This window comes from Gluconobacter oxydans DSM 3504, assembly GCF_000583855.1.
Taxonomy (GTDB): domain Bacteria; phylum Pseudomonadota; class Alphaproteobacteria; order Acetobacterales; family Acetobacteraceae; genus Gluconobacter; species Gluconobacter oxydans.
In genome coordinates this window covers 481966-494769 of record NZ_CP004373.1, presented here as the reverse complement: position 1 = coordinate 494769, position 12804 = coordinate 481966, and the positions used below count along the sequence as shown (strand labels likewise).

General features: G+C 62.2%; 16 protein-coding genes. 11 read left to right on the top strand and 5 right to left on the bottom strand.

The genetic code is table 11. The annotated features are described in order from the left end of the window. Nucleotides 1–4: 4 nt before the first annotated feature. Together GLS_RS02360 and GLS_RS02355 are read right to left on the bottom strand one after the other, a co-directional pair. Complete coding sequence (locus GLS_RS02360) at nt 5–601, bottom strand: nucleotidyltransferase family protein (protein ID WP_041110919.1); 597 nt, start codon at nt 599–601, stop codon at nt 5–7. Continuing rightward, nucleotides 598–1569 (bottom strand): XdhC family protein, encoded by a 972-nt coding sequence (locus tag GLS_RS02355; RefSeq protein ID WP_041110917.1) that lies wholly within the window; start codon nt 1567–1569, stop codon nt 598–600. Before GLS_RS02355 ends, GLS_RS02360 begins: the two co-directional genes overlap by 4 nt. Nucleotides 1570–1738: 169 nt before the next feature. On the opposite strand from GLS_RS02355, the gene GLS_RS02350 reads away from it, so the two are divergent. The 7 genes from GLS_RS02350 (at nt 1739) to GLS_RS02320 (ending at nt 6751) form a co-directional block, all read left to right on the top strand. Beyond that, nucleotides 1739–2935: a molybdopterin molybdotransferase MoeA gene (locus GLS_RS02350; protein WP_041110916.1), complete on the top strand. Its 1197-nt coding sequence runs from the start codon at nt 1739–1741 to the stop codon at nt 2933–2935. Next, the gene (gene moaA / locus GLS_RS02345) at nt 2925–3959 is read left to right on the top strand and encodes a GTP 3',8-cyclase MoaA (RefSeq protein ID WP_080691874.1); all 1035 of its coding nucleotides are present in this window, start codon (nt 2925–2927) and stop codon (nt 3957–3959) included. Before GLS_RS02350 ends, moaA begins: the two co-directional genes overlap by 11 nt. A gap of 46 nt (nt 3960–4005) precedes the next feature. Beyond that, nucleotides 4006–4488, top strand: coding sequence for a cyclic pyranopterin monophosphate synthase MoaC (gene moaC, locus GLS_RS02340; RefSeq protein ID WP_041110915.1), 483 nt, complete (start codon nt 4006–4008; stop codon nt 4486–4488). Beyond that, complete coding sequence (locus GLS_RS02335) at nt 4485–5324, top strand: NTP transferase domain-containing protein (protein ID WP_041110913.1); 840 nt, start codon at nt 4485–4487, stop codon at nt 5322–5324. Before moaC ends, GLS_RS02335 begins: the two co-directional genes overlap by 4 nt. Further along, the gene (locus GLS_RS02330; protein WP_041110911.1) at nt 5321–5833 is read left to right on the top strand and encodes a molybdenum cofactor biosynthesis protein MoaE; all 513 of its coding nucleotides are present in this window, start codon (nt 5321–5323) and stop codon (nt 5831–5833) included. Before GLS_RS02335 ends, GLS_RS02330 begins: the two co-directional genes overlap by 4 nt. A gap of 112 nt (nt 5834–5945) precedes the next feature. Continuing rightward, nucleotides 5946–6536 carry a hypothetical protein gene (locus GLS_RS02325; protein WP_226986608.1) on the top strand — a complete coding sequence of 197 codons (591 nt, stop codon included), beginning with the start codon at nt 5946–5948 and terminating at the stop codon, nt 6534–6536. Further along, nucleotides 6536–6751, top strand: a complete 216-nt coding sequence (locus GLS_RS02320; protein WP_041110909.1) for a hypothetical protein — start codon at nt 6536–6538, stop codon at nt 6749–6751. Before GLS_RS02325 ends, GLS_RS02320 begins: the two co-directional genes overlap by 1 nt. 25 nt (nt 6752–6776) lie before the next feature. Here the strand turns inward: GLS_RS02320 and GLS_RS02315 are convergent, their stop codons facing one another. Together GLS_RS02315 and GLS_RS02310 are read right to left on the bottom strand one after the other, a co-directional pair. After that, nucleotides 6777–6983: a TOBE domain-containing protein gene (locus GLS_RS02315; RefSeq protein ID WP_041112564.1), complete on the bottom strand. Its 207-nt coding sequence runs from the start codon at nt 6981–6983 to the stop codon at nt 6777–6779. Between the two features lie 131 nt (nt 6984–7114). After that, entirely contained in the window at nt 7115–8254 is a 1140-nt protein-coding gene (locus tag GLS_RS02310; protein ID WP_041110907.1) for a type III PLP-dependent enzyme, read from the bottom strand. A gap of 459 nt (nt 8255–8713) precedes the next feature. On the opposite strand from GLS_RS02310, the gene GLS_RS02300 reads away from it, so the two are divergent. Further along, nucleotides 8714–9715, top strand: a complete 1002-nt coding sequence (locus GLS_RS02300; protein WP_405002432.1) for a YihY/virulence factor BrkB family protein — start codon at nt 8714–8716, stop codon at nt 9713–9715. A gap of 26 nt (nt 9716–9741) precedes the next feature. On the opposite strand, the gene GLS_RS02295 is transcribed toward GLS_RS02300, so the two are convergent. Beyond that, a complete protein-coding gene (locus tag GLS_RS02295; RefSeq protein ID WP_052327420.1) occupies nt 9742–10392 on the bottom strand; it encodes a septal ring lytic transglycosylase RlpA family protein in 651 nt (216 codons plus the stop codon). Between the two features lie 153 nt (nt 10393–10545). Here GLS_RS02295 and aroQ point away from each other — a divergent pair, with 153 nt between their 5' ends. Genes aroQ through accC form a run of 3 tightly spaced genes read left to right on the top strand, consistent with a single transcriptional unit; the run spans nt 10546 to nt 12799 of the window. Continuing rightward, nucleotides 10546–10995 carry a type II 3-dehydroquinate dehydratase gene (aroQ, locus tag GLS_RS02290; RefSeq protein ID WP_041112562.1) on the top strand — a complete coding sequence of 150 codons (450 nt, stop codon included), beginning with the start codon at nt 10546–10548 and terminating at the stop codon, nt 10993–10995. Then, entirely contained in the window at nt 10992–11447 is a 456-nt protein-coding gene (locus GLS_RS02285) for an acetyl-CoA carboxylase biotin carboxyl carrier protein (RefSeq protein WP_041110905.1), read from the top strand. The genes aroQ and GLS_RS02285 overlap by 4 nt, the downstream gene beginning before the upstream one ends. Then, nucleotides 11447–12799 carry an acetyl-CoA carboxylase biotin carboxylase subunit gene (accC, locus tag GLS_RS02280; RefSeq protein WP_011252019.1) on the top strand — a complete coding sequence of 451 codons (1353 nt, stop codon included), beginning with the start codon at nt 11447–11449 and terminating at the stop codon, nt 12797–12799. The genes GLS_RS02285 and accC overlap by 1 nt, the downstream gene beginning before the upstream one ends. Nucleotides 12800–12804: the final 5 nt, after the last annotated feature.

The following is a 12804-nucleotide window of genomic DNA, read 5'->3' as shown; positions in this document are numbered from 1 at the left end:
CTTTTCACTCCCGGTCGATCCAGCCGGCACGAACCGCAGCATCAAGCTGCTCCGGCGTGTCGATATCGAAGCCGAGTTCGGGCGCGCAGACGCAGATCGGTGCAGTTTGCGTGTTCTTCCAGAGTTGCCGCAGGCCGGTATCGCCCTGCAGACCCTGGATACGCTGCTGGGTTGCCGGGCTCAGCAGCGCCGGAATGCCCCGTCCGTCTTCGCCATAAGACGTGATGACATCTTTCCCGTCGGCGTCCTGTTCCAGAAGAGTGCGAAGATGCCGCTCGGTCAGGCAGGGCTGATCCGTCCCAGTGATCAGGAGCGGGAGGCTGCTCTCAGCGAGCGCCTGATGACCGCATCTGAGCGATGACGCCATGCCGGTCTGCCAGTTTTCATTCTGCACGAGAACGACATCGAGCCCTGCAAGGGCCTGCCGTATCGCGGCTTCAGCACCGCCCGTCACGACAACAAGATGCTCCGGTCGTGTTGCCAGCAGGAGCCGGGCGACATATCGCACCAGAGGGACGCCGCCGATGCTCAGAAGCTGTTTGGGGCGGCCGAGGCGGGTGCTTCCCCCCGCGGCCAGAAGAAGGGCGGAATGGCGTTTCATCGGGGCCGTGTCGCGATCATCTGGGTCAGGATGGAGAGCGCGATTTCCATCGGGGTCCGGGCGCCGATTTCCAGTCCCGCCGGCAGGTGCAGACGGCTGAACGCGTTTTCCGGGACCCCGGCGGCCCTGAGGGCTTCAAGCCGGCCCGGAATCTTGCGCCTGCTTCCGAGAATGCTGACGCAGAATGCTTCGGATTTCAGGGTATGGGCTGTGAGCGTCAGGTCGGAAAGAGCGTCGTGCGTCAGGCTGTAAACGGCCGTCCACCGATCGAGTGCGAGCGTGGGAAGGGCGGCGTCCAGACTGCCGCGGATATAGCGTGCTGGCGAGAGGCCGGGCGGCGGTTCAGGCGGCCCGTAGGGCCGAAGCAGGATAGTCTCGAGTCCCATGAGGCCGGACAGGCTCAGGATCGCAAGCGTAATGGGATCCCCGCCAGAGAGGATCAGGCGCAGGGGCGGCAGATACTGACGAAAGAAGCGACCGGCCTCGTTTCCGGTAGAGTGTGCCTCCTCGCAGAACTGCATGTTGCCCGTGTCGAGATCGGTCAGGAGCGTGACCGGGCTGCGGTTTTCCCGGGCCGCCCGGAGAGCTGCGACATGGGCGGACAGGTCCGGCACGGCCCGCACGAAAATTCCGATGCGGCCGCCGCAGGTGAGCTGGATGTCCAGAACCGGACTGCCCGCGCCATAATCCAGCATCCGTGGCTGTCCGTCTTTCAGGCAGTCCAGGGCCTCTGCGCGCACGGCCGCTTCCACGCAGCCGCCGGATACATAGCCCTGAACCTCTCCGTCCTCGCAGATCGCCATTTCGCTCCCCAGCGGACGTGGGGAAGAGCCGATGATACTGACCAGCGTTGCCAGTGCGGCGCGTTTCCCCTCAGCGGACCAGCGTTCCAGTGTGGGAAACAGGTCGTCTGTCAGGCCATAAAGCGGCCACTGGGGAAGGGGAGAAAACTGTGCCGCGGCCGTCATGGAGGGGTCCTGATGCTCTTTGGTGGTATAAGGGTAACGCCAAAGACGATTATGACATACCCTTTCACCCTCAGACTGTTGATCCGTAGGCCATGAGGTCTATATCGGCAGGGAATACAGCGTCGGCATTTCAGCCAGCGGAACAGACACGGCAGCGACCGGAGCGGAAATGAGTGAACTCCTGAGCGTTACACGGGCCATGGAGCTTGTGCTGGATTATGCCGGCAGCTTCGGGACCGAGACGGTTGATCTGACGATGGCAGCCGGGCGTATCCTCCAGCAGACAATCCGCGCCGAACGCGCCCAGCCGCCTTATGACCGGGTAATGATGGACGGCATTGCCTTTCGTCACGGGAGCGGTCCAACGCTGGTGTCGCACGGAATCCAGCGTGCCGGGGCGCCGGGGCAGCCGCTTCCGGAAGGACATGTCTGTCTTGAAGTCATGACAGGGGCCGTTCTGCCTGAGGGGGCGGATACGGTTGTTCCGGTGGAGCGTCTCGTCCGGGAAGGTCGGCTGATCCGCTTTGAAGAGGGTTATGAGCCGCGCAAGGGGCAGTTCATTCATCGCCGGGGTTCCGACTGTGCGGCGGGAACGGAGCTTCTCGCGCCAGGTCAGCGTCTTGATGGGCCCGCCCTCGCTGTTCTGGCGGGAAATGGTCATGCTCAAGTTAGCGTATCGCGGATTCCGTCCATCGGGATTGTGGCTACGGGCGATGAACTTGTGGATGTCAGTGCGCCGGTACGGGACTGGGAAATCCGGCGTTCCAATGAATACGCCCTGTCGGGTGCTCTGCTGTCGCGCGGGTTCAACTGCATCGAGCGTTCCGTTGTTCCCGATGATCTCGCGGAAACGATTGTAGCTCTGCGTGAACAGCTCTCGCGTCATGACGTCCTGATCCTGAGCGGGGGTGTGTCGATGGGGGCGTTCGATCATGTCCCTAAGGCGCTGTCGAAAATCGGGGTGGAGCGGGTGTTCCACAAGGTGGCGCAGCGTCCGGGCAAGCCGCTTTGGTTTGGTGTGGGGCCAGAGGGGCAGCGCGTGTTCGGTCTGCCGGGCAATCCGGTGTCTGCCACGACCTGTGGCGTGCGATATGTCATGCCCATGCTTCTGGCCGGGCAGGGGCTGTGCCGCCCCGAGCCTCACACGGTCATGCTCGATGCAGAGGCCGATCTGATCCCGACGCTCACCCGGTTTCTGCCGATCAAAGTCCGCCATGACGCTACGGGACAGGCTCTGGCAACGCCGTGCCCCATGCCGACCTCTGGCGATTTCAGCTTCCTGGCATCTACGGACGGATTTGTGGAACTGCCGCGCGGTGAAGGTGTGGCTCCCCGTGGAACAGCTGCGATGTTTCATGGCTGGTAACCCGACGCCTGTTCTGACTGATCGTTTCAGCCGTCCGCTGCATGATCTGCGGATTTCCGTCATGGACCGCTGCAATTTCCGTTGCCCCTACTGCATGCCGGAAGCGACCTATCACGAGCATTTCCGCTTTCTGGAACCAAAAGAGCGCCTGAGCTTCGACGAGATCGAGCGTGTGGCGCGTGTGGCGGTCTCGCTCGGTGTTCGCAAGCTCCGGCTGACGGGTGGGGAGCCATTGCTGCGTCCGAAGCTGCCAGAACTCGTAGCGCGTCTGGCGTCCATTGAGGGTGTGGAAGATATTGCCCTGACCACCAATGGCGTCCTGCTGGAGCGGCATGTCCGGGATCTGAAAGAGGCCGGGCTGAACCGCGTGACGGTCAGTCTCGACAGTCTGGATCCGGCCGTCTTTGCCCGAATGAGTGGCGGGCGGGCGCAGCTTGAGCCGGTTCTGGATGCGATCGACAGCGCCGCGCAGGCCGGATTTTCGGGCGGTGTGAAGCTCAATACCGTTATTCAGCGCGGGTTGAACGATGCGGGTGTCGAGGCTCTGGCCGAACGCTTCCGTCATAGCGGTGTCGTGCTGCGCTTCATCGAATACATGGATGTCGGAACGCGCAATCACTGGGAGCGCGCCGAAGTCGTACCGTCACGTGAACTGCGCGAGCGCATTGACGCCCGTTGGCCGCTCGAACCCGTGGATGCGCATTATCGTGGGGAAGTGGCCCAGCGGTACCGCTATTGCGACGGGGCGGGAGAAGTCGGCTTCATTTCTTCCGTCACGGCGCCGTTCTGCGGAGACTGCTCTCGTGCGCGCCTGTCGTCGGAAGGGCAGCTGTACACCTGCCTGTTTGCCTCGGAAGGAACGGATCTGCGCACGCTTTTACGCAGCGATGCGGATGACGCAGCCCTGCGCGACCTTCTGGCCGGGGTGTGGCGCCGCCGGACGGACAGGTATAGTGAGGAACGGGCTGCCTCTTCGGATGCGCCCGCACGACGCCGCATCGAGATGAACTATATCGGCGGCTAGAATTTGGTGGCCAGAATTCGGTGACCAGACCGGGAGATCGAAGACGATGAAGACGCTCACCCATGTCAACGAGCGCGGCGAGGATCCGCGCATGGTCGATATCAGCGGCAAGGATGTGACGGAACGCAGCGCCCATGCCCAGGCACGTCTGGTTTTTCCGTCCGAGATGGCGCGGACCCTGTCGGATGCCGGGTTCATGACGGCCAAGGGTGCGGTGCTGACCGTGGCGCAGATTGCAGGCGTGATGGGCGTGAAATCGACGTCGCAACTGATTCCGCTGTGTCATCCGCTGTCGCTCAGTGGCTGTCGGGTGGACATCACGATCGAAGGTGATGAAGCGGTGATCGACTGCCGGGTTTCGTGCAAGGGGCGCACGGGTGTGGAAATGGAGGCGCTGACCGGGGCCTCCGTGGCCGCGCTCACGATCTACGACATGTGCAAGGCCATGTCCCATGACATGGTCATCCGCGAGGTCAGGCTGATGGGCAAGGCCGGCGGTAAGCGCGCCTTCCAGCGGATTGAATCATGACACCACTTTACGGCCTGATCCTTGCGGGCGGTGCCAGCAAACGCATGGGAACGGACAAGGCCGCGCTCGACTATCACGGCAAACCGCAGCTTCAGGCGGCGTTCGAGGTTCTGACACCTGTTGTGGACCGGTGTTTTGTTTCAGTGAGGCCGGATCAGGCGTCCGACCCACTGCGGTCCAGCTTTCCACAGATCGTTGATACGGTAGACGTTGACGGACCGGCAGCGGGTCTGCTGTCGGCCCATCGGGCTTATCCGGATGTGGCCTGGCTGGTTCTGGCCTGTGATCTGCCGATGCTGGATCGCGGCACGCTCGACACCCTGATTGCCGCGCGGGATGGAGAGCATGTCGCCGTGTCCTATCGCAGCGAGCATGACGGTCTGCCCGAACCGCTCTGTGCCATCTGGGAGCCGGAAGCGCTTGATCGTCTGGAAAAGCAGGTTGCGGGTGGGCGCGTCTGTCCGCGCAAGCTGTTGATCAACAGTCCGACGAAGCTGCTGGAACCGCATAGCCGCGGTGCGCTCGATAACATCAATACGCCGGAGGAACGCGACGATGCGGCCCGGCGCCTGAAGGATCTGCCGGGAGGGCCGATGATTCGCCTGACACTGGAATATTTCGCACAGCTCCGGGAGCTTGCCGGAACGCGGGAGCAGTCGCTCGAGACCGCATTCGCCACTGTGGGACCGCTGTACGAGGAACTGCGTGAAAAATACGCCTTCCCGTTCGAAGCCTCGAAGCTCCGCGTGGCGATCAACGGTGATTTCGCCCCTTGGACACAGACGTTGAAGGACGGGGACCATATCGTGTTCATTCCGCCGGTGACAGGCGGATGAGCCGCTTTCGCATGGCGTCCGCGCCCGTGGATCTGAACGCGCTGCGTGAGGATCTTCATCTGGCCGAGGCAGGCGGGTTCTGCACCTTTGAAGGCTGGGTCCGCAACAGGAACGAGGGCCGTCCGGTGGATGGTCTGGAATATGAATCCTATGAGGCGCTGGCCCAGCTCGAAGGTGAGCGGATCGTGGCTGAGGCTCTGGAGCGTTTCGAGATCAGCCAGGCTGTAGCGATGCACCGCACCGGGAGCCTGAAGGTCGGGGATGTTGCGGTCTGGATCGGCGTTTCGGCGCCCCACCGGGATGCCGCGTTTCGGGCCTGTCGCTACATCATCGACGAGATCAAGCATCGGGTGCCCGTCTGGAAGAAGGAGCACTATCTGGACGGAGATGCCGAATGGGTGGCCTGCCATCACTGCCAGACTGCTCCGCGTGCCTCGGAGACGGGGACGCACGATCATGACCACGGCCATGGCCACGATCATGGAAGCTGCGGCCACCATCATCACTGACTGAGCGTTTCCGCGGGGCCGTATCTTTATGCCCTGCGGAGCGTTTTTAAGTTGTAATTGCAAATCATTCTCAATTAGGGTGACTCCGGTTCTGCTGATTCGGAGTTTTCCCATGACACGGCTGTCGCTTTCCCTGTCCGACCTCTGCTGCTGTGAACGCCTCGCGCTGTGGAGTATCCGCTGCCTCATCAGCCATTACCGCTTGCCAAGCTGTCCCGAGACGAAAACGACCGATGGTCTGTTTCCCGCCTGTTTCCGCCCGGCCCTTGATGCCGCGGAAGGAGCTTTTGCGGACGCCACCCATCTTCTGAAGGTTGCAGATCAGCCGCGCCTTGCGGTGAACGCACCGGGCATGCAGTCCCTGACGGCGCTGGAGGAACGCTTCCTGCGCGGGATCATCGCGGCCCAGAACGAGGGCCAGCGCGAAGTTTTCGTGCTTCTTGCCGAAGTCTTCCCCGACAGATTTGTCCAGGGCTGCCTGGCCACTGCGCTGACTCTGCTGGCGGACTGTCTGGCAGGAGCCGGGCACTGGCTGCCCAAAAAACTGCTGAAAGACGAGACCACCATTTCGGGGGGAGGGGCGCTGTCCTCAATCAACCGCTGGCGGTCGGTCAGTCCGTCGCGGATGCGGGTTCTGTGGCCGCAGGATAGCGGGCCTTTACATGCTGGCATGTCGCATGACGCCAGCCGGGTGATGCACTGATGATGTCGCTGAGCGGACGCCCCGCCCGGAACGGGGCAGAACCGCAGCGTCCGGGACTTGAGGAGCTGGAACACATGACGGTCTGTCTGCTGCTGCTGGCTGTCGGAGTGGTCGGGTTCTGCTGGCTGGCCTGCCTGAACCTCGAAATTTCCGCAGAGGATCTGCTGTCCGCGCTGGGATACCAGTCCGGACTGGAAGCGGCTTTCAGGAACTGAGGCTCCCGAAGCGCTTCCTGAACACTCAGTCTACGCCGACCATGACGCTGGAGGCCTTGATGACGGCATAGGCCTCTTTGCCGACTTCGAGGCCAAGATCCGCGACGGCTTCGTTGGTAATGGCACTGGTGATGACCGTGCCGTTGACATCGATGGTGATGTGGGACGTCGTCGCGCCCTTGAGAATGTTCGTGATCCGGCCCTTGAGCTGGTTACGTGCGCTGAGCTTCATGAAAAAACCTTCCATAAGGATGGCAGACAGGAATGCCTGTCTGTCCCATATCGGAAGGCTTCACGCCCGCGTCCAGAGAGAGGGGGCTGGAAAATGCCTCCGGACCCCGATTGGTCCGGAGCGGGCCGTTTTCAAATGTAATATTCGGTCAGCGGCGGGAAGCCGTTGAAGCCCACGGAGGCGTAGGTCGAGACATACGCGCCAGTGGCGAGGATCTCGACCCGGTCCCCACATTCCAGAGAGTCCGGCAGGGGGATGCGGTTCTTCTCGTACATGATATCCACGCCGTCGCAGCTTGGGCCGGCGACCACGCAGGGGGAGCGGGTGGCCTCGTCTGAATCGCGGGACGTGCGGAAAGTGTAGCGGATGGCTTCACCTTCCGTCTCGGCCAGGCCACCGAAGCGCCCGATATCAAGATAGACCCAGCGCGGATCGGTTACGGCACCGCCGCGACGGCTGACGAGAATGACCTCGCTCGACACCACGCCGGACTGGCCGACCATGTAGCGGCCTGGCTCCAGCAGGATTTCAGGAGCGCCGTCCGGGAAATGCGTCCTGAGGGACGCATGGATCGTGTCGGCAAAATCCTGAACGGATGGCACGTTCTCGCGGTAATGCGTCGGGAAGCCGCCACCCAGATTAAGCATCTGAAGGTCCACGCCCTGCGCGCGCAGATCATGATACAGGCCGGCCGCCTTGGCGATCGCATGATCGTAAGCGGCAACGCCCGTCTGCTGGCTTCCGACATGGAAGGACAGGCCGTAAGGCTTCAGGCCCAGGTCTCGGGCACGCAGCATCAGCGCGCGCGCGTTGCTCAGCGTGGTGCCGAACTTGCGCGACAGGGGCCAGTCCGCGCCCTCGTTCTCGACGGCCAGGCGGCAGAAAACGCGCGCGCCAGGCGCGTGCTTTGCAAGCTTCTCCAGCTCTTCGATGCTGTCGAAAACGAACAGGCTGATGCCCAGATCATGCGCTTCGCGGATCCATTCGGCTTTCTTCAGCGTGTTGCCGTAGGAAATCCGGTCCGGGGTTGCGCCGGCGTCCAGGCACATCCGGATTTCCGCAGGGGATGCGACATCGAAGGATGAGCCCAGGGCCACAAGGCGGTCGAGGATGGCCGGGGCTGGGTTGGCCTTGATGGCGTAATAGATTTTCGCTTCCGGGAGCGCATCGTGCAGGGCACGGTAATGCGCCCCGACGACGTCGAGATCGACGACGAGGCAAGGGGTTGCCGGCTGCTGCTCGGCAAGGAAGCGGGTGATTTTGGGAGTCATGACACTCAATTCCCAGAACCGGACTCGTCAGGGAACGATATCGCCCTGCGAGTATGTTGCGAAACGGTCGAACGGACCGGCGAATAGCGGGAATCCGTAAAGGGTGGATTCCTGAAGGCCAGAACGCTTGACGTCGTTGCGTAACCTCGAGTGGGCCAGTGGCACGTGCGTTGCTGCGTGAGGGCGGGATATGAGACCAAATCCCCCGTCACGCAACCGATAATTTTGCATTGTGATGGTTTTGCCAATATTGGTGAGCTGAATCAGGGCGAATTCGGAACGCTGAAGGCATCTTCCGCGTCTGTACTGGCTCATGTCGTTCAATCCGGACTGTTCGTTACGGATATTCCGGGACGAAGCGGCAAAGACGCCAAGACTGCTGCCCCCAACAGGAAACTGCCGAGGACACCCTGCGTGAGTTTGACACCCGAATCTGCGACCCTCTCCGGCTCCCGAACCGTGCCGGGACATGCCGTACCTTCGGAAGCCGGACACGCACCTGCTGCGGCAGGCACGGCTGAGCCGGACGCCGCATCGTCTCCGGACCGGCTGCACCATGCGGCCTGGCGCGTTATCGCGAAGCATCTGTTTGCCGAAGTGGGCTCAAGCCAGACATCGCTGTCGGCTGCGGGGTGCGCCTTCTATGCCACGCTTTCCCTTTTTCCGGCCATTTCCAGCCTGATTTCCCTCTATGGTCTGGCGTTTGACCTGCAGACAGTCGAGCCCCAGCTCGAAGTCCTCCGGCATCTCCTGCCGCCCTCGGCTTACGATCTGATCGGAGACCGGATTCACGAACTGATTTCCCAGCCTCATTCGTCCCTGACGATCGGGCTGATCTTCTCACTCGCGGTCGCCCTGTGGTCGGCTTCGGCGAGCACGAAGTCGATCCTTTCCGCGCTCAACATGGCCTATAATGCCCAGGAAACCCGGAGCTTCCTGAAGTTTCAGGCCATCGCACTCTCCACTACGCTGACGGCCATTCTGGGGGCTGCGCTGACACTGGCCCTGATGGTGGCCGCACCGGCACTGGTGGATTACCTGCCGCGTCATGTCAGTTTCCTGAGCGATCCGCCGTTTCCGGTTGATCTGCTGCTTTCTTACGGCGCGCCCATGGTCGTGCACACGCTCGCCCCGCTGCTGATGCTGCTGTTCGTCTTCATTGCGGTGACGCTGCTCTACCGGTTCGCACCCTGCCGCGTGCATACGCAGTGGCGCTGGATTTTTCCGGGTTCGGCACTGGCGACCATTTTGTGGGTCATCACGTCGCTCGGCTTTTCATGGTATGTCGCGCATTTCGCGAGCTACGGCGCAACCTACGGGCCGCTCGGTGCCGTGGCTGCCATCATGATGTGGTTTTTCGTGAGTGCGTATGTGGTGCTGTTCGGGGCGGAACTGAATGCCAGCCTCGAAGCCCGGGCCGGTCAGAGTCAGGACGTCCCCCCTCAGACCGGCGCAGCCTGACATTCAGGTCAGGCCGCCGTTAAAGGTCAGTGATGGTGGTGCGGCGTACGATGTGTGCCGCTGCCGTGCCGTGAGGCAGGGGCGATGCTGGTTCCCGCCGCCTGAATGGCCTGCGCGCTCGTATCCGACGGATCGGCCTCGGCCACTTCCGGCTCTGTGGCGGGATGCATGGACGGCGCAATATCCGTCATTTTCGCAATCGTGACATGGGCCGTGCCCGCGCCGAGCATGCCGATCTTTGCGGCGGCGGCATGGGACAGATCGATGATGCGGCTGTTGAAAGGCCCACGGTCATTGACCGTCACCACGACGGAGCGTCCCGTATCCTGCGACGTCACGAGAAGCTTCGTACCGAGGGGCAGGGAAGGATGCGCTGCTGTCAGATCGTTGGTGTTGAATGTCGTCCCGCTGGCCGTGCGCCGTCCATGAAAATGCCGTCCATACCAGCTCGCCATGCCATGCTGGGACCAGGCGTGAGCGGCCTGGTGGGCACGGTTTGCAAGTGCGGCCCGAACGGAGTCTGCCCAGCTCGTCTTCGGCGTTCCATCAGTGGCAGAATCGTCGCTCGCGTGAGCGGCGTGATGACTGGCTAGCCCGGCAAGCGCCACGGCGAACGTCATGCTGCGCAGGGGAATGCAACGTAAGGGATTGCGAAGGACAGACAGATCAAAGCGCACTATATCAGGTTCTTCTCCAGTGGACGGGACGGGCTCAGATCGCACCAGATAGCACAAAAATGCGGCCCTGTCCCCTTTTGGACACCCTGAAGACGGCAGCAATAGGGCAATGACGCTTTCATGACGGCTCCGAAAGTGCTATCGCGCGGCCAGATGAAACGCCCTCTGATCACCGTTCTCAACGGTCCGAATCTCAACATGCTGGGTCTTCGCCAGCCCGGAATCTATGGTCACGCCACGCTCGATGATGTCGAGCAGGTGTGCATTCAGGCTGCCGAACGGCTTGATGTCGCCATTGATTTCCGCCAGACGAACGGAGAGGGTGAACTCGTGTCCTGGGTGCAGGAATGTCGCGGCCGTGCAGACGGAATCGTGATCAATCCTGCCGCTTACGGGCATACCTCGATTGCCCTGCTCGATGCGCTTCTGGCGGTCGAGCTTCCCGTGGTTGAGGTTCATATTTCCAATATCCATCGCAGGGAGCCGTTCCGTCATCACACCTACGTCTCGCAGGCCGCCATCGGCGTGATCTGCGGCCTCGGCGTCAGGGGATACGCGCACGCGCTTCAGGCAATAACCGACATGATCGAAGACGAAGGATGAGCCGTATGCTCGTGGACAAGGATGCCATTCGGGCATTGGCCGATATTCTGACGGAAACCGGCCTGACCGAAATCGAGATTTCCGAATCTGACAGCCGGATCCGTGTGGCCCGCAATGTCAGTGTGGTCCAGGCTGCTGCTCCGGCCGCCGCCGCTGCGGCACCTGCTGCCCCGGTCGCTGCAGTGCCCGTCGCCGCTCCGGCAGATCCGGCCAAGCATCCGGGCATGGTTCCGAGCCCGATGGTCGGCGTGGCCTATCTGACGCCGGACCCGGCATCCCCGCCATTCGCCGTTGAAGGCCAGCCGGTTGCTGCCGGTCAGACGATCATGCTGATTGAAGCCATGAAGACCTTCAACCAGATCAAGGCGCCCCGCGCCGGTACGCTGACGAAGTTCCTGGTCGAGTCCGGTCAGCCGGTCGAGTTCGGCGAAGCCCTGGCGATCATCGAGTAATGATTTCCAAGGTCCTCATTGCCAACCGGGGCGAGATCGCGCTGCGTATCCAGCGCGCCTGCCGCGAGATGGGCATCAAAACCGTTGCCGTGCATTCGACGGCCGACGCCGATGCAATGCATGTGCGTCTTGCCGATGAAGCCGTCTGCATCGGGCCGCCGAGCGCACGCGACTCCTATCTGAACGTGGCTGCCATTCTCTCGGCCGCAACGATCACGGGCGCGGACGCCATTCATCCGGGCTACGGCTTCCTGTCGGAAAATGCCGAATTCGCCGAGACCGTGGAAGAACACGGCCTCGCGTTCATTGGCCCGACGGCCGAGCATATCCGCACGATGGGCGACAAGATCACGGCCAAGACGACCATGCGCGCGCTCGGCGTGCCGTTGGTTCCGGGCTCTGACGGCGCCCTGCCGGATCTGCAGGCCGCCCGCGAAGTCGCCGAGAAGGTCGGTTATCCGGTCCTGATCAAGGCGGCCGCCGGTGGCGGTGGACGCGGCATGAAGGTCGCGATGACGGCGGACGACATCGAGGAAGCCTGGTCGGTGGCCCGCGCCGAAGCCCGTGCGGCATTCGGCAATGACGAGGTCTATCTCGAGAAGTATCTCAACCGTCCGCGTCACATCGAGCTTCAGATCCTTGGCGATGCGCATGGCAATGTCGTGCATTTCGGTGAGCGTGACTGCTCGCTGCAGCGCCGTCACCAGAAGCTTCTGGAAGAAGCCGGTTCGCCGGCTCTGACGGATGCCGAGCGTGAGGAAATCGGTCGCACCGCGACCGAGGCCCTGTCACGCATGGGCTATCGCAATGCCGGAACGCTCGAGTTCCTGTATCAGGACGGTCAGTTCTGCTTCATCGAGATGAACACGCGTCTGCAGGTCGAGCATCCGGTGACGGAGATGGTCTGCAACGTGGATCTCGTGCGCGAGCAGATCCGCATCGCATCCGGTGAGCCGCTTGGTTACACGCAGGCTGACGTCAAGATGTCCGGCCACGCGATCGAGTGCCGTATCAACGCCGAAGATCCGGAAACCTTCATGCCGAGCCCCGGCACGATCAAGGTGTTCCATGCTCCGGGTGGGCTGGGTGTTCGTATGGACAGCGCTATTTACGCTGGCTATCGCATCCCGCCTTATTACGACAGCATGATCGCCAAGCTGATCGTGCACGCCCCGACCCGCGCCGAAGCCATCGCCCGCATGCAGCGTGCCTTGGACGAATGCGTGGTTGACGGTGTGAAGACGGTCATCCCGCTGCATCAGAAGATTCTGGCGGACCCGTCTTTCCAGAAGGGGGATTATACGATCCACTGGCTGGAAAACTTTGTCGCTGCCCAGCAGGCAGGGAAATAAACCGG